This window comes from Faecalibacterium sp. OF03-6AC (assembly GCF_003478175.1).
In the GTDB taxonomy this organism is placed as follows: Bacteria; Bacillota; Clostridia; order Oscillospirales; family Ruminococcaceae; genus Faecalibacterium; species Faecalibacterium taiwanense.
The window spans coordinates 179,017-200,054 of sequence record NZ_QUEN01000005.1; the positions used below are offsets into that span (position 1 = coordinate 179,017).

At 59.2% G+C, this 21,038-nt stretch carries 18 protein-coding genes and 1 other RNA gene; 7 read left to right on the top strand and 12 right to left on the bottom strand.

Going from position 1 to position 21,038, the window contains the following annotated elements; genetic code table 11:
* Window positions 1-73 precede the first annotated feature (73 nt).
* Window positions 74-1,000, bottom strand: a complete 927-nt coding sequence (locus DXA66_RS07775; protein ID WP_118528009.1) for an RluA family pseudouridine synthase — start codon at window positions 998-1,000, stop codon at window positions 74-76.
* A gap of 110 nt (window positions 1,001-1,110) precedes the next feature.
* Here DXA66_RS07775 and rnpB point away from each other — a divergent pair.
* From rnpB to DXA66_RS07795, 4 genes are all read left to right on the top strand, one after another.
* An RNA gene (gene rnpB / locus DXA66_RS07780) (RNase P RNA component class A) lies at window positions 1,111-1,448 on the top strand.
* 216 nt (window positions 1,449-1,664) lie between these two features.
* On the top strand, window positions 1,665-3,590 hold the full coding sequence (locus tag DXA66_RS07785) for an NAD(+) synthase (protein WP_118528011.1): 1,926 nt from the start codon (window positions 1,665-1,667) through the stop codon (window positions 3,588-3,590).
* 3 nt (window positions 3,591-3,593) lie between these two features.
* A complete protein-coding gene (locus DXA66_RS07790; protein ID WP_097774802.1) occupies window positions 3,594-3,947 on the top strand; it encodes a NusG domain II-containing protein in 354 nt (117 codons plus the stop codon).
* 19 nt (window positions 3,948-3,966) lie between these two features.
* A complete protein-coding gene (locus DXA66_RS07795; protein WP_118528013.1) occupies window positions 3,967-5,679 on the top strand; it encodes an LCP family protein in 1,713 nt (570 codons plus the stop codon).
* A 189-nt stretch (window positions 5,680-5,868) separates the two neighbouring features.
* Here the strand turns inward: DXA66_RS07795 and DXA66_RS07800 are convergent, their stop codons facing one another.
* Window positions 5,869-7,047: a phosphopentomutase gene (locus DXA66_RS07800; RefSeq protein WP_118528015.1), complete on the bottom strand. Its 1,179-nt coding sequence runs from the start codon at window positions 7,045-7,047 to the stop codon at window positions 5,869-5,871.
* A 78-nt stretch (window positions 7,048-7,125) separates the two neighbouring features.
* On the opposite strand from DXA66_RS07800, the gene DXA66_RS14125 reads away from it, so the two are divergent.
* The 3 genes from DXA66_RS14125 to DXA66_RS07810 are packed head-to-tail and all read left to right on the top strand — an operon-like array spanning window position 7,126 to window position 9,703.
* Window positions 7,126-7,443: a hypothetical protein gene (locus tag DXA66_RS14125; protein ID WP_158576345.1), complete on the top strand. Its 318-nt coding sequence runs from the start codon at window positions 7,126-7,128 to the stop codon at window positions 7,441-7,443.
* Between the two features lie 36 nt (window positions 7,444-7,479).
* A complete protein-coding gene (pyk, locus tag DXA66_RS07805) occupies window positions 7,480-9,234 on the top strand; it encodes a pyruvate kinase (protein ID WP_118528017.1) in 1,755 nt (584 codons plus the stop codon).
* A gap of 16 nt (window positions 9,235-9,250) precedes the next feature.
* Window positions 9,251-9,703, top strand: a complete 453-nt coding sequence (locus tag DXA66_RS07810) for an S-ribosylhomocysteine lyase (protein ID WP_005940027.1) — start codon at window positions 9,251-9,253, stop codon at window positions 9,701-9,703.
* Window positions 9,704-9,781: 78 nt separating this feature from the next.
* On the opposite strand, the gene DXA66_RS07815 is transcribed toward DXA66_RS07810, so the two are convergent.
* The 10 genes from DXA66_RS07815 to rplI all read right to left on the bottom strand — a co-directional run bounded on the left by DXA66_RS07815 (window position 9,782) and on the right by rplI (window position 20,821).
* The gene (locus DXA66_RS07815) at window positions 9,782-10,558 is read right to left on the bottom strand and encodes a copper homeostasis protein CutC (protein ID WP_097778172.1); all 777 of its coding nucleotides are present in this window, start codon (window positions 10,556-10,558) and stop codon (window positions 9,782-9,784) included.
* A gap of 139 nt (window positions 10,559-10,697) precedes the next feature.
* Complete coding sequence (locus DXA66_RS07820) at window positions 10,698-11,546, bottom strand: HAD family hydrolase (protein WP_118528019.1); 849 nt, start codon at window positions 11,544-11,546, stop codon at window positions 10,698-10,700.
* A 24-nt stretch (window positions 11,547-11,570) separates the two neighbouring features.
* On the bottom strand, window positions 11,571-12,560 hold the full coding sequence (locus DXA66_RS07825; RefSeq protein ID WP_118528021.1) for a LacI family DNA-binding transcriptional regulator: 990 nt from the start codon (window positions 12,558-12,560) through the stop codon (window positions 11,571-11,573).
* Window positions 12,561-12,742: 182 nt separating this feature from the next.
* Window positions 12,743-13,543 carry a hypothetical protein gene (locus DXA66_RS07830; protein WP_179859703.1) on the bottom strand — a complete coding sequence of 267 codons (801 nt, stop codon included), beginning with the start codon at window positions 13,541-13,543 and terminating at the stop codon, window positions 12,743-12,745.
* A gap of 70 nt (window positions 13,544-13,613) precedes the next feature.
* Window positions 13,614-14,648 (bottom strand): hypothetical protein, encoded by a 1,035-nt coding sequence (locus tag DXA66_RS07835; protein WP_118528023.1) that lies wholly within the window; start codon window positions 14,646-14,648, stop codon window positions 13,614-13,616.
* A gap of 29 nt (window positions 14,649-14,677) precedes the next feature.
* The gene (gene ftsH / locus DXA66_RS07840) at window positions 14,678-16,849 is read right to left on the bottom strand and encodes an ATP-dependent zinc metalloprotease FtsH (protein WP_118528025.1); all 2,172 of its coding nucleotides are present in this window, start codon (window positions 16,847-16,849) and stop codon (window positions 14,678-14,680) included.
* Between the two features lie 33 nt (window positions 16,850-16,882).
* Window positions 16,883-17,431 (bottom strand): hypoxanthine phosphoribosyltransferase, encoded by a 549-nt coding sequence (gene hpt, locus DXA66_RS07845; protein WP_118528027.1) that lies wholly within the window; start codon window positions 17,429-17,431, stop codon window positions 16,883-16,885.
* Complete coding sequence (gene tilS / locus DXA66_RS07850; RefSeq protein ID WP_118528029.1) at window positions 17,428-18,885, bottom strand: tRNA lysidine(34) synthetase TilS; 1,458 nt, start codon at window positions 18,883-18,885, stop codon at window positions 17,428-17,430. Before tilS ends, hpt begins: the two co-directional genes overlap by 4 nt.
* A complete protein-coding gene (dnaB, locus tag DXA66_RS07855; protein WP_005939997.1) occupies window positions 18,885-20,285 on the bottom strand; it encodes a replicative DNA helicase in 1,401 nt (466 codons plus the stop codon). The genes tilS and dnaB overlap by 1 nt, the downstream gene beginning before the upstream one ends.
* An 80-nt stretch (window positions 20,286-20,365) precedes the next feature.
* Window positions 20,366-20,821, bottom strand: a complete 456-nt coding sequence (gene rplI / locus DXA66_RS07860) for a 50S ribosomal protein L9 (protein WP_005939994.1) — start codon at window positions 20,819-20,821, stop codon at window positions 20,366-20,368.
* Window positions 20,822-21,038: the final 217 nt, after the last annotated feature.

Below are 21,038 nucleotides of genomic sequence, written 5' to 3' on the forward strand. Positions count from 1 at the left end.
ATATTCTTATTTTATTATACACCCTGCCGTCTTTGAAACAAGCATTGTCACAAAATTTGGGCGGTTCTTTCACTTACTTTTCACCAAAAAGCGGTTTCATATCCTGCGGCAGCGGGCTTTCCACCGCAACAGTCTTCCAGTTATTTCCATTCGCCAGACATTCCACCCGGATTCCGTCCTCCACCGGGGTGTACACCGGCACCCGGAAGCTCTGCCTTGCGCAGTGCAGCGCCTGCCGTCCAATGCGCTCCCGGCTCCCGCCGTAAAGGTCATCCCCAGCCAGCGGGTGGCCGATAGACGCAAAATGCACCCGGATCTGATGGGTGCGGCCCGTTACCGGCACACAGGCTGCAAGGCTCAGGCTGTTTTCTGCTTTTAATATGGTATACTCGGTACGGCTGGGCTTGCCGTCCGGGGTCACGCAGCGGCCAATGATGCTCTCCGCCTGGCGGCCAATGGGCGCATCGATCACGCCCGGACCCAGCGGCAGCTCTCCCTCCACAACGGCATAGTAGAGCTTTTCCACATTCCGGGCCAGCAGCGGCGCAGCATAGGCGTGCTTTGCAGCCAGAACAAGGCCGCTGGTGTCCTTATCGATACGGTTCACCGGGCGGAACACCGGGCTGATGCCCTGCTGCGCGGCCCATGCCGCATACCCGTTGGCAAGGGTATCGTAGGGGTAGTTCAGGGTGGGATGCACGGCCAAATGGGGCGGCTTTTCCAGCACCACCGCAAATGCATCCTCATAGACCACGTTTACCGGGATCTCCGGCTGCGGGGCCACGCCTTCCCCTTCCGGCGGCAGCTCAAAGCTGACCGTCTGCCCTGGGTACACCCTTCGGTTGGCAAGAACAGGCTCTCCATCCGCAAAAAAGCCGCTGCCCCGGAACTTGACTGCACGGGCAAGGTCGGTGGAGACGGCACACTGGCGCAGAAAATTGCGCAGAAGCACTCCGTTTTGGGTCTGCAGCGTATCGGGCACCGTAAAAAACAGCCGCATATGCACCCCCACCTCCTGCGCAAAAAACATAAAAATGTATAAGATATTATATCAAAAAAGGCTTCTACTTGCAAATCCTGCTTTTTTATGGTATCATGAGGAGCGGAAAACGAGTGGAACATACGGCGGCGGGGCGGCTTTGACCGCTCTGAGGAAAGTCCGGGCCTCACAGAGCACGGTAACTGCTAACGGCAGCCGAGGGTGACCTCAGGGAAAGTGCAACAGAAAACAAACCGCCGCAGCAATGCGGTAAGGATGAAACGGCGAGGTAAGAGCTCACCAGCGCATGGGTGACCATGCGGCTTTGTAAACCCTACCGGAAGCAACGCCTATATGGGACGTACAGCGCTGCTCGCGTGTCCCGAAGGCGGCACGAGCCTGTCAGCAATGGCAGGTCTAGACAGATCGTCGTTTAATACAGAACCCGGCTTACGGTCTATCTCGTTTTCCATTTTTCAGTCTTTGATTCCCGCACATTTTTGTGTGGGATTTTTTATTTTTTGTCTTGCCCGCTTTCTTCGTCGGGCAGTGCGAGATGGAGAGAGCGCGGCTGTTTTGTTTTTGTCATTGTTCTTTTACTTCCCGTTTGGGTCTGTTTGTGGTATACTATGTGCACTGCAGGAAATTGCAGTCAACTAAGAAAGACAGGATGTGAAATCCTCCGATGAAAGATGGTTTTTTGAAAGCAGCCGCCCTTTCTCCCGCACTGCGGGTGGCCGACTGCGCCTATAATGTCCGGCAGATCACGGATGCTTTGCACAAAGCCGCAGCCCGCGGCGTAAAGCTGGCCGTGTTCCCTGAGTTCTGCCTGACCGGCTATACCTGCGGCGACCTGTTTTTGCAGCGTACTCTGCAGACCGGCGCGCTGGACGCTTTGAGCGCCCTGCTGGCTGAAACGCAGGAGCTGGACGTGGTGGCTCTGGTGGGCCTGCCGCTGCTGGTGCACGGCAAGCTGTACAACTGCGCCGCCGTGCTGTGCCATGGCCGCATTCTGGGCCTTGTACCCAAGACCTATCTGCCCAACTACGGCGAGTTCTACGAAAAGCGTCAGTTCACCCCGGGCAGCACCGAGGTGGAGCTGGTGGAGATGTGTGGTCAGCAGGTGCCCTTTGGCACTTCCCTGCTGTTCCGCTGCCGCCAGATGCCCAGTTTTGTGCTAGGTGTGGAGATCTGCGAGGATCTGTGGAGCGCCCTGCCGCCCTCCACCTTCCACGCGCTGGCCGGTGCGACCGTGATCGCAAATCTTTCCGCCAGCGATGAGACCGTCGGCAAGGCCGAGTACCGCCGGGCGCTGGTGTCCAACCAGTCTGCCCGCCTGCTGTGCGGCTACCTGTATGCTTCCGCCGGGCACGGTGAGAGCACGCAGGACATGGTGTTCGCCGGCCACGACCTGATCACCGAGAACGGCACTATTCTGGCGGAGAACGCTCCCTTTGACGGCGGCTGTGCCGAGACCGAGATCGACTGCCAGCGCATGGAAGCCGAGCGTGCCCGCAACACCAGCTTTGAGCTGAGCGGCGAGGGCTACCAGACCGTGGAGTTCGATCTGGAGCCGGTGGAGACCGTGCTGACCCGCTGGATCGACCCCGCACCCTTTGTGCCCGGCGACCCCAAGCGCCGCGCCGAGCGCTGTGAGCTGATTCTGAAAATGCAGGCCGACGGCCTTGCAAAGCGGCTGGAACACGCCCACGCAAAGACCGCCGTTATCGGCATTTCCGGCGGCTTGGACAGCTGTCTTGCGCTGCTGGTGGCCGTGCGTGCCATGAAGCAGCTGGGCCGCCCCGCCCGGGATGTGCTGGCTGTGACCATGCCCTGCTTTGGCACCACGAAGCGCACCCGCAGCAATGCAGAGATCCTGTGCGATGAGCTGCAGGTCTCCTTTAAAGAGATCGATATCGCCAACACCGTGCACAGCCATTTTGCGGACATCGGTCAGGATGAGAGCGTGCTGGATGTCACCTTTGAAAACGGTCAGGCCCGCGTGCGCACGCTGGAGCTGATGGATACCGCCAACCGCACCGGAGGCCTTGTAGTGGGCACCGGCGACCTTTCGGAGCTGGCGCTGGGCTGGGCCACCTACAACGGCGACCACATGAGCATGTACGGTGTGAACGCCGGTGTGCCCAAAACGCTGGTGCGCCACCTTGTGCGCTACGAAGCCGACATTGCCGCCACCGATGCTCTGCGCACGGTGCTGCTGGATATTCTGGATACGCCCGTCTCCCCGGAGCTGCTGCCTGCCAAGGACGGCGAGATCGCGCAGAAGACCGAGGACCTTGTGGGACCCTACGAGCTGCACGATTTCTACCTGTATCAGGTGCTGCGCTTCGGCTTTGGCCCAGCCAAGATCTTCCGGCTGGCAAAGACTGCATTCGCAGGCCGACCGGAGTACCCGGACAGCGTGCTGTACAAGTGGCTGCGCAACTTCTACTGGCGGTTCTTTGCCCAACAGTTCAAGCGCAGCTGCCTGCCCGACGGCCCCAAGGTGGGCAGCGTGACCCTTTCGCCCCGCGGCGACTGGCGGATGCCCAGCGATGCCTGTGCCGCACTGTGGCTGGCCGAGCTGGAACAATTACAGATCAAGGATTAACGCATGAAAAACAAAAAGCTGCTTGCCAATCTTCTCTTTGCCGTGGTCATTCTGGCCATTGCCGCTGTGCTGCTGGTGGTGCGCCGCGTGCACGCTTCCGGCTCCGGACTGCGGGCCGAGCTGATCTACGGCGACAACAACACCACCATGAACCTGCCGCTGGACGTGGATGAGACCTATGATGTGGACACCGGTTACTATACCGTCCACATCCAGATCAAGGACGGTGCAGCCCGGTTCGTGGATTCGCCCTGCCCGGATCACATCTGTGAAGGCTTTGGCTGGCTTTCCAACGAAGATCAGACTGCCACCTGCCTTCCGGCCCGTGCAGTGCTGACCATTGTACCTGTTTCCTGACAAAAAGGAGTGGTTTTGAATGATGGATGAAAACGATCGTTCCCACGAAGATTACCGTCCTCTGCGGCACATCAGCCGCAAGGAAGGCTCTGAGGATACTGCGCCCATCGAGGTAGACAGCTCGGCGTTTTTTTCCGAGCTGCCGCCGGAACAGCCCAGCACACCGCCTCCGGCCCAGCCTCCCCAGAAGCCGCCGCGCAGCGGCCACAACACACCCGTACCGCCCAAGGCCCAGCCGCCCGTGGATGGAGCCGTGGCAGTACCTTCCAAGTGGGGGAAAATTTTGCTGATCTTACAAGGTATTTTAAGCATTCTGGCACTGGTGCAGCTGTGGCGCACCCAGATGCTGCCGGTGCTGTATCTGGTCATTCTGGCCGCGCTGCTGGCGCTTTTGTGGCTGCTGGTAAAGCGCTGTCAGGAATACAATGTTCCCGGCAAGGTAGCCCGGGTATTCTCGGTGTTCCTGTGCGCTGCCATGGCGCTGGGCTGCTTCTGGGCCCAGCAGGGCCTTTCTGCCTTGGGCAGCATGACCTCTGGCCTGCTCACCGGTGCCGAGGCCAACAAGATCACCAAGGAGCCGTTTGTGATCTACCTCAGCGGCGTGGACACCCGCGGCGAGCTGACCGAAAATGCCCGTAGCGACGTGAATATCCTTGCTGCCGTGAACCCTGTCACCAAGAGGGTAGCCCTGATCAACACCCCGCGCGACTACTACGTAGACCTTGCCGGCACTGACAGCAAGGATAAGCTGACTCACGCCGGTCTGTACGGCGTGGAAACCAGCATGGCCACACTGGGCAATCTGTACGGCGTCAATGTGGACCATTACATCCGCATCAACTTTGCGGGCTTCATCAGCATCATCGATGCGCTGGGCGGCGTGGATGTCTACTCCGATCAGGCGTTCACTTCTGTGGGCAGCCCCGGCTACTATGACCCCACCACCTTTGTGGAGGGCTGGAACCATCTGGACGGCAAGGCCGCTCTGGCCTTTGCCCGTGAGCGTCACGCCTTTGCATCCGGCGATATCCAGCGCGGCATCAACCAGATGAAGGTGATCGATGCCATGCTGAACAAGATCAAGTCCCCTGCCCTGCTGATGGGCTTTTCCAAGATCATGGATGCCGCCTCTGACTGCTTTGTCACCAGCTTTTCACAGGATCAGATCAGTGCGCTGGTACGGATGCAGCTGAGCGACTTTGCCGAGTGGGATATTGAAAGCTATACCGTCACCGGCACAAGCTCCAGCAGCACCAAGTGCTACTCTGCCAAGGGACAGAAGCTCTACGTCATGAAACCGGACGATGCTTCTGTGAGCAAGGCCAGAGAAATGATCGCGTCTGTGCTGGGCGGTGAGGGCACCGTTGCCGACACCACCCAGAAGCCGGAAAAGACCGAGGTGTTCACCCCCACCACCGACCCGAACGCTGCCGTTTCGGAGGTGCCTGCCGAGAGCGTTCCCGAGGAAGTGCCCGCCGACAGCCTGCCGGAAGAGACCGTCCCGGCTGACCAGCCTGCAGATGCAGAGCAGCCTGCCGACACCCAGCCGCAGGAGCCGGCGGTCCCCGCCGAGGGCGAGACCGGCAGCGGTGATACGGCCGGAGAAGCACCGTCCATCTCCCTGCCCACGCAGGAAGAGGTGGAACAGGCTGCATCGTCCATCTACAATGCGGCTTCCTCCATCTGGGATGCCATTCAGGATGCTGCTTCGCAGCAGAACGAAGCAGCGTGACGATTTAAAATGTCCTCTGCGCAAGCCCCGGACTCTATCGTGGAAATATTATTTTATTTGCAAAACAGGAAACAACTGCGGTCGTTTCCTGTTTTGCTTTTTCACCAGAAAGTCCGTGCCGATAAACTGCATAAAAATGCCGCCTGCATCTTGAACCAATGCAGGCGGCTTTCTCATTCTATAAAATCATTATGCCTTGATCTCGTTCCAGACGCTCTTGCCGTCCAGAGAGGAAGCATCCACATCAAGATACTCGCAGATGGTCTGGGCGATGGTGCCAAAGCACAGACGGGTGCCAAGGTCAACGCCGGGCTTCACGCCCTTGCCGCAGATCAGATACGGCACATACTCGCGGGTGTGGTCGGTGGTCTTGGTATAGGACGGGTCGCAGCCGTGGTCAGCCGTCACCATCAGGAGATCGCCCTCCCGCATCCCGGGGATGAAATCTGCCACGAACCTGTCGAACTCCGTAGCAGCGGCGGCATAGCCTGCTACATCGCGGCGGTGGCCGTAGAGCATATCGAAGTCCACCAGATTCACAAAGGCAAGGCCCTCAAAGTCGCGGGTCTGCAGGGCCCTGGTAAAGGCGATGCCGTTGGTATTGCCAGTGGTCTTGATCTTCTCGGTCACACCCTCACCGTCGAAGATGTCAAAGATCTTACCCACAGCGATCACATCCTTGCCAGCATCTTTCAGCAGATCCAGCATGGTAGCGCGGGGCGGCTTGAGGCTCAGGTCGTGGCGATTGGTGGTGCGGTAGAAGGTATCCGCAGTGTGGCCCAGGAAGGGGCGTGCGATCACGCGGCCCACGCCGTACTCGCCCTTGAGCATCTCGCGGGCGATCTCGCAGTAACGGTACAGCTCATGCACCGGCACCAGCTCCTCGTTGGCGGCCACCTGAAATACACTGTCGGCACTGGTGTAGACGATAAGGGCGTTTTCTTTCATGGCCTGCTCGCCGTAATCCTTCAGCACCTGCGTGCCGGAGTAAGGCTTGTTGCACAGCACCTTGTGGCCGGTCTTTTCCTCAAACTCGTGGATCAGCTCATCCGGGAAGCCGTTCGGGAAGGTGGGCAGCGGCTTGGGGCTTACCACACCGGCGATCTCCCAGTGACCAATGGTGGTATCCTTGCCCATGCTCTGCTCCTGCAGGCGGGCAAAGGAGCCGATGGGCGCTGCGGTCTTTTCGCCTGCGGTCACGCCATCAATGTTGAACATGCCCATCTTTTGCAGGTTGGGGCAGTTGAAGTTGGGGTGTTTTGCAATGGCACCCAGGGTGTTGGTGCCCTCATCGCCAAACGCTGCGGCATCCGGCTCTGCGCCAATGCCAAAGCTGTCGAGGACGATCAGAAAAACACGCTTTTCCATATCGTTTTTTCTCCATTTCCTCCGGAGCATGCCCCGGATAAGTGATACTATCTTTACTTATCATTATAAGCAAATCATGTGCCGGATGCAAGCTTTTTTGCTGTGCTGCAAATATCCGTCATTTTCACCAAAATGTTCGTCATTTCGTTCACAATTCGACGAAGCGTTTTGGCGTTTTTATTCGTTGCTGCGTTATTTCATGAAAAAGACATCTTAGCCGCCAAAAAAATTGCAGCGCAGCTTGAATTTTTTCTTGCCCTATTGTATCCAAGCGGGTATAATAGTAAATGGAAAGGTTTTGAACCACAGAATTTTTCCGCTTTTGTACCACAGCACGGGATTTTTCCCGTTGGCCACGCGCAGCTGCCTGTACGACGACAGCCTGCCGCAAAATAGAGAATGTGAAGTTGTAGTTGGAGGTAGTAAAAGTATATGAGAAAAACCAAGATCATCTGCACTCTGGGTCCGTCCACCGATCAGGAAGGCGTTCTGCGCGAGCTGGTCGCCAACGGCATGAATGTTGCCCGTTTTAATTTTTCCCACGGCTCTCACGAAGAGCATCTGGGCCGCTTTGAAAAGCTGAAGGCCATTCGTGAAGAGCTGGGCAAGCCGGTCGCCGCCCTGCTGGACACCAAAGGCCCCGAGATCCGCCTGAAGGACTTCAAGAACGGCACTGAAATGCTGGAAGCCGGCCAGACCTTCACCCTGACCACCCGCGAGGTGGAAGGCACCAAGGAGATCTGCTCCATCACCTATAAGGACCTGCCGCAGGACGTGCAGCCCGGCGGCACCATCATGCTGGACGACGGCCTGATCAAGCTGCAGATCGTCACCGTGAACGACACCGACATCGTGTGCAAGGTGCTGAACAGCGGCAAGATCAAGAACAAGAAGGGTGTCAATGTGCCCGGCGTGCATCTGTCCATGCCGTATATGAGCCAGCGCGACCGCGACGATATCATCTTTGGCGCACAGCAGGGCTTTGACTTCATCGCTGCTTCCTTCGTGCGCACCGCGCAGGATGTGTACGACATCCGCAACCTGCTCAACGAGTATGATTCCGATATCCGCATCATCGCCAAGATCGAGAACCGTGAGGGCGTGAACAACATCGACAGCATTCTGGCTGCAGCCGATGCCGTCATGGTGGCCCGCGGCGATCTGGGCGTTGAGATCGACTTTACCGAGCTGCCCGGCATTCAGAAGAATATCATCGAGCGCTCCTTCTCCTTTGGCAAGCCCATCGTCACCGCTACCCAGATGCTGGACAGCATGATCGTGAACCCCCGCCCCACCCGCGCCGAGATCTCCGACGTGGCGAATGCCATCTATGACGGCACCTCTGCCATCATGCTCTCCGGCGAGACTGCTGCCGGTGCTTATCCGGTGGATGCTCTCAAGACCATGTCTGCCATTGCTGAGCGCACCGAGCAGGAGAACCACGCCCGCTTTGTTCCCCTCACCGAGAACACCGGCAAGATCAGCGTGAGCGATGCAACTGCACACGCTGCCTGCCTGACCGCCAAGGACGTGAACGCCGCAGCCATCGTCACCGTTTCCGAGTCCGGCAACACCGCCCGTCTGCTGAGCAAGTACCGCCCGGAGCAGCCCATCATCGCCTGCGTGATGAAGGAGCAGGTGCAGCGTCAGCTGGCCCTGAGCTGGGGCATCACCCCGCTGATGATGCCTCTGGCACACAGCACCGATGAGCTGATCGAGATGTCCACCTCTCTGGCCAAGGAGAACGGCTACCTGCACAACGGTGAGCTGGCCGTTGTGACCGCAGGCGTGCCTGTGGGCGTGTCCGGCACCACCAACATGATCAAGATCCACATGGTAGGCAACTGTCTGGCTACCGGTGTGGGCGTTGGCCGCGAGAATGCCGACGTGACCAGCGCCACCGGCAAGGCCTGCGTCTGCCGCACGCTGGAAGAGGTGCGTGCAAAGTTCAAGCCCGGCATGGTTCTGGTGGTGCCCTCCACCAGCAACGAAATGCTGAGTTACGTGCGCGATGCCGCCGCTCTGGTGGTGGAAGAGCCGGGCCTGAACAGCCACGCTGCCATTGCCGGCAAGGCCCTGCTCAAGCCTACCGTTGTGGGTGCCGCCGGTGCTACCAGCCACATCCGTGACGGTCTGATGATCGCTGTGGACTGCGCTCACGGCAGCGTGCAGCGCCTGCAGGCATAAGCCAAAGGAGAAGATCATGGAACGCATTGCAAGCTTCTGTGTTGACCATACCAAACTGGACCGCGGCATGTATCTGAGCCGTCAGGACGGCGATGTTCTCACATGGGACATCCGCATGAAAAGGCCCAATCACGGCGATTACCTGTCCACCGGTGCCGCCCACACGCTGGAGCATCTGTTTGCCACCTATGCACGCAACAGCGCCTTTCAGGACAGCGTGATCTACGTTGGCCCCATGGGCTGCCGCACCGGCTTCTATCTGCTCACCCGCGGCCTGACTCCCGCCGAGGCACTGGAGCTGACGGTGGAATCCTTCCGCTTCATGGCAGGCTTTGAGGGCGCTGTGCCCGGGGCCAGCGAAGTGGAGTGCGGCAACTACCGCGATATGGATCTGCCCGCTGCCAAAGCCGAAGCCGCTGCCATGCTGCCGGTGCTGGAAGCACTGACCGGCGACGAGCTGCATTACTAAGCTATCTTCACCCTTCAAATTCATCATCATAAAAAAGCGCTCTTCCGCCGGGGTTTCCCGTGGGAGAGCGCTTTCGTTTTAGTTGTTTTTGATCGCATCCAGTGCCTGCCGTGCAGCACGGATGTTTTCTTCACCCGTCTGCCATACCTCAAACTCTGAAAAGCCCGGCAGCCCCATGGGCACACCCTCGCGGCGGAAGGTCATGCGGCTTTGCAGCACCTGCTTGCCAGAAAGGTGGAACGCATGTGCCCCGGTCTGTGCGGCCAGTGCCGGGATGTTTTGTGCCGTGACACCGGCACCTACCAGAATTTCCACGCTGTCCCCTGCCCGCTCCACCAGTCGGCCGAGAAGCTCCGCTCCCTCTGGGGCACTCGCCGCCTGCCCGCTGGTGAGGATGGTACAAAGGCCCATGCTCCGGACCGTTTCCAGTGCCGCAAAGGGGTCGGCGCTGACATCAAAGGCACGGTGCAGGGTACACGCCACCGGACGGCCTGCCTTTTCCGCTGCCCTGCGCGCCGCCGCATAAATGGGCCGCATGGCCTCCGCATCCAGCTGCCCTTCCGGGGTCAGCACACCGGTCACGATACCATCCGCCCCGGCCTCCACCAGCTCTGCGGCCAGCTGTTCCATCTGGGCAAGCTCGTAGCTGTCGTAACAGAAATCTCCGAACCGGGGCCGCAGCAGAGCGCGCACCGGCAGGCCGGTCTCCGCCTTGACCTGACGCACCAGCGCAAGGCTGGGCGTTGTACCGCCCACGATCAGGTCGGCACACAGTTCCAGCCTGCTGGCACCGCCGCGCTTTGCTGCCAGTGCACTGGCAGTGCTGTCCACACATACTTCCAGAACAGAACGCATTTCAATTCCTCCCTTTTTGCCGGGCTTTGAACCCGGCATTCTGGTTTATTCTATCACGTTTTTCCGTTTTATAAAACCCTGTGGCAGCAAAAAAGCTGCGGCCCGGGTCTTATCCCTGCCGCAGCCTTTGTTGTTTTTTTTAGATCAGACCCAGCGCCTTGAACTCCCTTGCAATGCCGTCCTCGTATACCGAGGGAGCAATGCGGTCGCACCGCTTTTTCAGGTTTTCGGAGCCATTGGCCATGCACACACTGATGCCGACAACATCGGTCATCTGCAGGTCATTATCGCTGTCACCAAAGCCGATGGTATCCGCCAGCGTGCAGCCCAGATGATCACAGATGGCCTTGATTCCGGTGCCCTTATCAAATTTGCGGTTGATGAGCTCACCATTCACAAAGCCATCGGTCAGACGGTCCAGCTTGCTTTCGCAGAACACGAACTGGTCAGCATAGAGCTGCTTTGCCTCGGCAAGGTCGCTCTCGTGGTCGGCAATGAACACGATCTTATACAGCGGTTCCCCTTTGTAATCGGAAAGCGGCAGGATGGCCATGCCCTCTTCCATGGCTTTGCGCCAGCGCTCTGCTTCGCTGTTCAGCGGTGCACTGTTCTTTTTGTGGATAAAGCTCCACCTCTCAGCCATCTTGCTTCCGCCAAAGGTGGCATCCCGGGCTTCCAGCGTGCACTCCACGCCATTGCGTTCCAGCGCCGCGCGCACGCCTTCAGCCTGCTGCGGCTCCATGGGGATATCCACCAGAGTCTTGCCATCGCACAGCACATAGCCGCCGGCGCTGCACACTGCGCCCGCAAAGCAGTCGTGCCGCAGCAGCGGTTCGGTCATGCGGTGGTTGCGTCCGGTGCACAAAAACAGCTTGTGTCCGTTTGCTCTGGCGCGATCCAGTGCAGCCAGAGTGCTTTCCGGGATGAGCATATCACCCGGCGGCAGCAGCGTGCCGTCAATATCCAGAAAAATCAGCTTACGACCCATACTTTTATCCTTTATCCTTTATCATCAAAGGGAGCCTCGCTCCACGATCTGATAGCCCAGCGTCACCTGACGCACAGGCCCGCCGCTCCCATTCTCTTCCAGCATCTGCAGCAGGATCCGGGCAGCCTCCTGCCCCACCTGCTTCTGGTAAAAGCGCACCGTGGCCAGCCCCGGTTCCATCATGCTGCCAGCCCAACTGTCGCCAACGCCTGCAAGACCCACATCCTGCCCCACATGCCGTCTTGCTTCCCGCAGGGCACGCATGGCACCAAAGGCCACCGTGTCAGTCACGCAAACCACACCGTCCAGATCCGGGCAGCGCACCAGCAGTTCCTGCATACAGCGCTGGCCCTCCTCCATGGTAAAGGCGTTGCAGCAGATGCGGGGCATCTGTTCGCCGTTCAGTCCGGCAGCGTTCAGCGCATCCTGCACGCCCTCACGGCGCTGCACGCCGGTGGCATCGTCCCGCTCTGTACCGCCAATATAAACGATCCTTCTGCGGCCATGGTCCAGCATCCGCTGGGCAAGTTCCCGGGCTGCAGTGCGGTCGTCGTTGTACACGCAGGCCACATCCTGAAAACGCTGGCCTGTTACCACCACCGGCACACGGCAGTTTTTCAGCGCCTGCGCCAGCTGAGGGGTATAATAGCTGCCCAGCAGGATGATGCCCGCCACGTGGTTGCGCTGCATGGCAGTCAGATAGCCCAATTCCCGCTGGGCATCCAGCTCGGTGTTTCCCAGCAGCAGCAGATAGTTCTTTGCATCCAGCTCACTGGCAATGCCTTCCGTGATCTGCCCCACCGACTGGGATCCGATGCTGGGAGCGATCACCCCCACCTGATTCACTTTTCCGGTGCGCAGAGTCTGGGCGGCGGTATCCGGGCGGTAGCCGGTCTTTTCCACTACCTCGTGGATGACAGCCCTCTTCTGTTCGCTCAGGGGGCCTCCGTTCAGGTAGCGGCTGACCGCTGCACTGGATACACCCGCCATTTTTGCAATATCGCTGATGGTCATTTGCAGTACTTCTCTCTTTTGGGATGCATTGTTATGTGTAAACGTTTTCATGCTTATTATAAACCGCTTTCACCCATCCCGCAAGATGCGCTTTTCCCGGTTTATTCCGAACGCATTTTTGTTTTTCTGGCAACTGTGTACAAAAGACGGCTTTTTTCTGAGAAGCAGGGCATTACAGACGGTCAGGCTGCGCCCATGCTCCATGCACGCACGGCAAGCCCCAGCAGCAGAACCACCAGCAGAACGATAAACACGGTTTTATTGCCCGTTCTTCTCTGTTTCTTTTTGCGGCCTGCCGTGCTGCGGCTTTTGGCCGAGCTGCTGCGCGCTGTGGTGCTTCTGCTGCCGGAGGAACGGCTTCCGGCCGTTTTGCGGCTCTGGGTGCTGCGGTTCTGGCCCTGCTTTGTGCTCTGGCGGGCTGGCTCGTGCGCAGCCGTTTTTTCTTCCGGCTCACGGCTGGATGCGATCGGCTCCTTTGCGCCGCAGCGTGCCAGATAATTTTCTGCATCGCGGTAATAGCGGGCAAGTTCATTCTCGCGGAAAGCCGTGCCCACATAGCCGTCTTCCAAGCTCTCCACCGCCTCGTTGAACAGGATCGCCGCCTGAGCGGCATCGGTGTGATCGGTGGCGTGGGCGGCTTCGTTGCGGGCGGTGCGCACAGCATTGCAGGCGCGGCGGGCCGCACCCGGATCGCTGGTATTGCCCAGCAGGTCCAGCGGTTTGGCGGCATCCTTTTCCGGGTCCAGCAGAACCCGCATACAAATGGTGGTATCCAGCTGCTGCCAGCTGTTTTTGCCGGAAAGATCCGGCATACGGTCGTAGTAGTCCGGGCTTTCCTGCTGGCGCTGTGCAATGTGATCCAGCAATGCACCCAAGCTGTGCGCGCCGGGTTTGTGCTCCCAGTGCCAGCGCAGCAGGCGGCGGCTGATCTCATCGCAGGCAGTCTTGATCTCAAAGGCAGCCTGTAAGGCTTCTTCCGGCATAATGGTTCTCCCTTCTTCTGGCATACAAAAAAGCGGAGAAGGCATACCGCCCTCTCCGCTGCTGTTTGTGTTACAGCACGAACTGGTAATACACGAAGCCGCACAGTGCCACTGCTGCACAGACAATGGCAGTGATGGGCGGCACCCAGCGGATCAGCGCTTCGGCCACGCTGTCGCGCTCGTCCTCGTATTCTTCCTCGTCGTCATAGGCAGGCTCCGGCTGCTGAGATACCGGCTGTGCACGGCGGGCTGCAGCAGGCATCACACGGGTGCCTTCGTCCGCAGCTGCATGAGATGCCCTGCCCGGGAACTGTGTCCGCATTCCGGCATCCAGCACACGGGTCTGCTCTGCAGCAGGTTCTTCCGGCTGTGGTTCTGCTTCACGGCACGGTGAACCCATGATCCGGGTCGGCTCCTCCTGCACGGGCGCTGCGCCCATAATGCGGGTAGGCTCTTCGGCCTGCGGGGCAAGAGGCGTTTCCAGTTCCGGCTCGGTCTGGGCAGGCTGTTCCGGCTGCAGCAGAGTGTTCAGCGCGTTCTGCAGCAGGATGCGGTCGCAGCCGCACTCCGAGCAGTACACGGTATCCTCCTCCTTCGGGTGGAAGGCACCGCAGGCACAGTACCAGCCATTTTCAAACACCTGCGGCTGATACTTCAGCTCCGGGCGGTTCATGCGGGTCTCCAGCGCCTTTTCCAGCTCAGCAGACAGGCGCTTGGGGGCAGGCAGGCGCACGCGCTTGATGCCGTCCAGATGCACCACCCGCTTGCCGTTGTACACGTTGCACAGCGAAACATCCACGCTGGTGATGGCCTTTGCGGTAACGAACACCGCATCGTCCATGCCAAACAGTTCGCCGGGCTTTACTTCCAAGTCACGGTACTCGAACCGGTCCTCGCACAGGATCACGCCGTCCACGCCCTTGCACTTGAAGTGGATCTCCAGCGCGGTCAGGGTCACCTTGGAAATATTCTTGAAGGTCAGGCAGACCGCGTGCTCCCCGCTGACATCACCCTTGAGCAGCTCCACGCAGACGAACTGCACCGGGCTGCCGGGGGTGTAATAGTTTGCGCGGGTCCGTGCGACCGGGTTAAAATTTTCCTCCACGACACTCGCTCCTTTCCATTTGGATCAAATCAGTTCTGCGGGTCCTGTGCATCCGGCGTTTCCGGTGCAGCGGTCTCCGGCAGCGGCTGGGCCGTTTCGGCCTGTTCGGCAGGCTCAGCGGTCTCTGCAGATTCAGCAGTTTCGGCCTGCTGAGCGGTCTGAGCAGAGGCAGCCTGCACGGTCTGAGCAGGCTGTTCCGGCTTCGGCTCATCGCCTTCACGCGGGGGCAGTGTGCCGCCCGCCATAATGGTGTTGAACTCCTGCTCGTTGAGCTTCTCGCGTTCCATCAGGGCCTGTGCCAGCGCGTGCAGCTGATCGATGTGCTCGGTCAGGGTGCGGCGGCAGGTCTCGTAGGCTTCATCGATGATATCCCGCATCTCGCCGTCGATCTCGGCAGCGGTGGTCTCGCTGTAGCCCTTGCCCTGACCCAGATCGCGACCCAGGAAGGTCTCCTCCTGCGAGGTTCCGTACACCACAGGGCCAAGCCGCTCCGAGAAGCCGTACTTGGTGATCATCTGGCGGGCAATGTTGGTGGCCTGCTGCAGATCATTGGAAGCACCGGTGGAAATATCCTCCAGGATCAGCTGTTCGGCCACGCGGCCGCCCAGACTGGAAACGATATCCTCGAACATTTCGCCCTTTGTCACGTAGCTGCGGTCTTTCTCGGGCAGGTACATGGTGTAGCCGCCAGCCTGACCACGCGGGATAATGGTGATCTCGTGCACACGGGGATGATGCTTGCAGTAGAAGCCCGCCACCGCGTGGCCTGCCTCGTGGTAAGCAGTCAGCTTCTTTTCCTCCGGGGTCACAACGCGGCTCTTCTTCTCCGGGCCAGCCATCACCTTCATGGAAGCTTCCTCGATATCCTCCATGGTAATGGCCTTGCGGTTGCGGCGTGCAGCCAGCAGGGCCGCTTCGTTGACAAGGTTCTCAAGGTCTGCGCCCGCAAAGCCTGCGGTGCGCTGTGCAATGACCTTGAGAGAGACATCCGGGGCCAGCGGCTTCTTTTTGGTGTGGACCTTGAGGATCTCCTCACGGCCCTTGACATCCGGCAGGCCCACATAGACCTGACGATCAAAGCGGCCCGGCCGCAGCAGGGCCTTATCCAGAATGTCGGCACGGTTGGTGGCCGCCATGACGATGATGCCGTCGTTGGCCTCAAAGCCGTCCATTTCCACCAGCAGCTGGTTCAGGGTCTGCTCGCGTTCATCGTGGCCGCCGCCCAGACCGGCACCGCGCTGACGGCCCACAGCATCGATCTCATCAATGAAGATAATGCAGGGCATGGACTTCTTTGCCTTATCGAACAGGTCACGCACGCGGGATGCACCCACGCCGACGTACATTTCCACAAAGTCAGAGCCGGAAATGGAATAGAAGGGCACACCGGCCTCGCCTGCGCAGGCGCGGGCCAGCAGGGTCTTGCCAGTGCCCGGAGGGCCTACCAGCAGTACGCCGTGGGGAATGCGTGCGCCCAGAGTGTTGAACTTCTCCGGGCTTTTCAGGAACTCCACGACCTCTTTCAGCTCTTCCTTTTCCTCGTCCTCACCGGCAACATCGGCAAAGGTGGCTGTCTTTTGGTTCTCGTGCTCGTCCTTCACCTTGGCTTTGCCAACGTTCATGATCCCGCCGCCGCCAGCGCCGCCGCGCATCATGGAGAACAGCAGGAAGCCGGTGCAGCCCAGCATTGCCAGATAGAACAGGATCTCCATCCATGGGATGCTTTCCTTGACAGGGGTATAATCGTACACCATGGGAGCATCCGGGTTTGCGGCATCGTAGGCGGCAATGTAGTCGCCTACATACTTGACGAACATGGATGCATAGGGCAGCTTGTAGCGCACAGTCACAGTGCCGTCGCTGTTCTTCTGCGCAGCAGTATCCTCATCCGAGGAGGACAGCATACCGCTCAGCAGTCCGCCGGTGGCCTGCGTGGTGCTCTGGGACGTGGTATCGGGCAGGGGCAGGTTGTTCTTGCCGCCTTCCTTGAGGTTCATGGTGATGACACCGGTGTTCAGGTCCAGCGAGAACTGCGTGACCTGCAGGCTTTCAAAGTAATGCACCACCGTGGAATACTCCATGGAAGAGCTGCTGGCAGAGCCGGTGCCGCCCAGCACCGACCAGACCATCAGCACCGCCGCCAGCGCCAGAGCAAGGATCAGCGGATTGAAACGGGGTCTTTTGGATTGCAAAAAAATCAACTCCAGTTCTTGGATGAATTATAGTGTGAGAAATCACTTCTCGTAGACTTCAGGCTTGAGCACACCCACATAAGGCAGGTTGCGGTATTTTTCATCGTAGTCCAGACCGTAGCCCACCACGAACTCGTCCGGCACCTGGAAGCCCTCGTAGTCGGGCTGGATATCGGCCTTTCGGCGGCTGGGCTTGTCCAGAATGGTGCAGATCTTTACCGAGTTGGGGTTGCGCATCTTGAGCATGGGCACAAGATTCGAGAGGGTGACGCCGGTATCCAGAATATCCTCCACGATCAGCACATCCTTGCCGGACAGATCACCGTCCAGATCCTTGATGATCTTTACAAGGCCGCTGGTAACGGTGTTGCTGCCACCGTAGCTGGACACCACCATAAAATCGATGCTGCAGGGAATGCTCACCGCACGCATCAGGTCGGCCATAAACACCACCGAGCCCTTGAGGATGGATACCAGAACAAGGTTCTTGCCCTCGTAATCCCTGCTGATCTGGGCACCCAGCTCAGCAACCTTTGCCTTTAACTCTTCTTCACTGACCAGAACGGTCTTGATATCATCATGCATGCTCATGTTATTTCCTCCCTATGTTCCATTTCCATCTGCAGCACCTGCGCAGTGTCTGCATCCGGGGCAAGGCCCTCGGCAAAGCCCGCACCGCAGACCCACAGTACTTCGCTGCCCGCCGCCAGCAGCGGCAGCTGGTCACGCAGCTGCGCGGGGATGCCCGCTTCGTTCATCCACTTGCGCAGCCGGTTGTGCACACTTCGCCCCGCCGGGCGGTATACATCTCCCGGCTGGCGGGTGCGCAGGACAAGACCAGCATACAACGTAGTTATTCTAGCATAATCCGCCTGATTTTTTAAGTCTTTTTTATGAACGACTTGTATTTTTTCTTCAAAATCAGCCGTAAAAAGCCCTGCAGTCACCTTCCAGCCGCCCGCAAGGCAGTATTCTGCCTGTTTTTCCGGCTGAAAGGGCTGGCTTTCCGGCCGTTTGTCTTCCTGCTGCCGGGGCCGTTCCGGCACAATCTCCTGCCAGAAGCATCCGTCTCCGGCACAAAAGCGCACCCGGTCAGTCAACTGTACCGCACCGCTGCCGCGCCGCACAAGGCCGCACAGCAGCTGCACATATTTTTCCTCTGCGTCACGCACGGGAGCCGTCAGCGAATGCATGGCTGCTTCCAAAACAAGCGCATCCGCATCGGAAAGCGGGCCCAGCCGCCACACTGTGCAGGCTTCCGGGCTTTTGATGGCAGCCTGTGCCGCATCCAGACGTGCAGCGGAAAGCAGCTCTTCGGCCTTCCGGGCAAAATAGGCATCTGCGCGGGCTGCCTTCTCGCAGAAGCGGGCAAGGTTTTCCACCGCTGCGCCGTTGGTGCTCTGCAGCGCAGGCAGCGCCGCACGGCGCACCCGGTTGCGGGCATAGGCATCGGTCGCGTTCGTCTCATCTGTGACCCATGCCTGCCCGGCTGCACGGCAGAAGCTTTCGGTATCCTGCCGGGTAAGGGCCAGCAATGGCCGCAGATAGCACCCGCGCTTTGGCCGGATGCCTGCCGCACCGTGCAGCCCCGTGCCCCGGGCCAGCCGCAGCAGCAGGGTCTCAGCCTGATCATTTGCAGTATGGGCCGTTGCAACGACATCTATCCCCTCCCCGCACAAATGCGCAAAGCAGGCATAGCGCAGGCGGCGCGCCCAGTCCTCCCCGGCATGTTCCGACGGCAGGCCCACTTCGTCGGCCATCTCTGCAGCATGGAACACCCGCAGCGGCACACCCAGCCGGGCGCATTCCGCCCGCACAAAGGCTTCGTCCCGGTCGGCGTTCTCGCCGCGCAGGCCGTGGTTCACATGGCAGGCCGAAAGCACAAACCCGAACTCCGGCTGCAGGGCCAGCAGGATGCGCAGCAGTGCCATGCTGTCTGCCCCGCCGGACGCTGCCGCGGCCAAGTGCAGCGGCTCACCCGGACAAAGCAGCTTTTCTCGCAGGACAAACATGCGCACATGCGCCAGAATTTTTTCATTGTTCATCAGCGTTTAAAGTCCACATCCATAAAGCGGGTGTGGGCACCATCCCAGCCCAGCGGCACCGTGCTGGTCTCGCCGTGACGGTTCTTCGCCACGATGCACTCTGCCGTATCGGCATCCACCTCAGCGCCGTCCGGGTTCTGGCTGGCATAGTAGGAATCGCGGTACAGGAACAGAACGCAGTCGGCATCCTGCTCGATGGAACCAGAATCGCGCAGGTCGGAAAGCTGGGGCCGGTGGCTGGAATTGTTGCCCTGCTTTTCCACCGCACGGGACAGCTGAGAAAGTGCGATGATGGGCACATTCATTTCCTTTGCCATGATCTTGAGGTTTCGGGTGATGGAGCTGATCTCCTGCACGCGGTTCTCGCTGCGCTGGCCGGTGGTCATCAGCTGCAGATAGTCGATGACGATGAGGCCCACATTCGGGCGGGTGGGGTCCTGATTCACCCGGCGGATCTTCGCCTTCATCTCAGTGATGGTGATGCCGGAGGTATCGTCCATATAGATGGGTGCATCGTGCAGCTTTTCGGTGGCAAGGGCCAGATATTCCCAGTCCTCGGCGCGCAGGGCACCGGTGCGGAATGCCTGACTGTCGATGCCGGCCTCAGCAGAAAGGATGCGGTTCGTGAGCTGTTCCTTGGTCATTTCCAAGCTGAAGATCGCCACCGGCACCTTCTGCTGCATGGCCACGCGGGTGGCGATGTTCAGCGCAAAGCTGGTCTTGCCCATACCGGGGCGGGCCGCAAGGATGATGAGGTCGCCGCGGCCAAGGCCGGTGAGCACCGTATCCAGCAGGCGGAAGCCTGTGGGGATGCCCTTGTATTTGTCCGCATCCGGGCCGCTGATCTTCTGCAGGTTGGTCAGGGTCTCCACCATGCTGGAGGAAAGCGGTGTCAGTGCGCTGGAATCGCGGCCGGAGCGGATCTCATAAATGCGCTGCTCCGCGTTTTCCAGCAGCAGGTCGGCATCCGGCTCATCTCCGGCATCCTGCAGGATGTCCTTTGCAACGCCCATCAGCTGGCGCACCAGATACTTTTCCTGCACGATCTGGGCATAGGCCTTCACGTTGGAAATGCTGGGCACCGTCTCGGCAAGGCCGGTCAGGTACACCTTTGCTTCGTCGGCACTGGGGAACACGCCGTCCGAGATAACAGCGTCCAGCAACGTCACAAAGTCGATGGTCTGGTCGGCGGTGAACAGGCGCAGCATTTCGGAGTAGATCTGCGCATTCTGCCGGGTGTAGAACATCTCCGGCCGGATGATCTCCACCAAGTCGGTGAGCGTTTCCGGTTTGAGCAGCACCGCACCCAGTACGCTCTGCTCTGCCTGCATGTTGTAGGGCAGGTTGATGCCCACGCTTTCCAGATTCAGTTCATTGGAATAATGTCGTTCGTTCGGCATGGTAGTTTATCCTTTTGCATCATTTCGCTGAAAAGCCAAAAAGCGCCCCCTGCTGTGAGGGGGCGCAGATGGCAGAAAAATCAGGCCTGTTCCACTTCCACCATGATCTTGAAAGAAGCGACCACACCAACGTGCAGACGGACCTTGCCGTTGAACACACCGGCATCCTTGATGTCCTTGGTCTCCAGCTCGATCTTCTTCTTATCGATGGGTGCGCCTGCCAGCTGAGCCAAAGCATCGGCAACTTCCTTGCCGGTGACTTTGCCGTGCAGACGGCCGGATGCACCGCCCTTGGCCTTGATGGTCACGGTCTTGCCCTCGATCTTTGCGGCCAGATCCTTGGCAGCAGCTACGGTCTCAGCCTCGTGGAAATCGGCAGCAGCTTCCTTGCTGCGGGCAACGTTCACAGCGCTGGCATCTGCCACAGCGGCCAGCTTGCGCGGGAACAGATAGTTGCGGGCGTAGCCGTCGGAGACCTCGTGGATCTCGTCCTTCTTGCCAATGCCCTTGATATCCTGCTTGAGAATCACTTTCATGATAGTATCCCTCACTTCTCACCGGAAAACCGGTGCAGTTGTTGTGTTTATAGTATAGCGCATTTGTCGCTTTTGGGCAAGAGGAAGCGCCTGACCATTTAAAATGGCCGCCGCTCCGCTCTGGCCATATTCAGCGGGAATTTTATTTTTAATTTGTAAATCAGAAAAATCTGCGGATTTTTCTGATTTACTTTTTCACGGGAGGGGTCGTAACGGC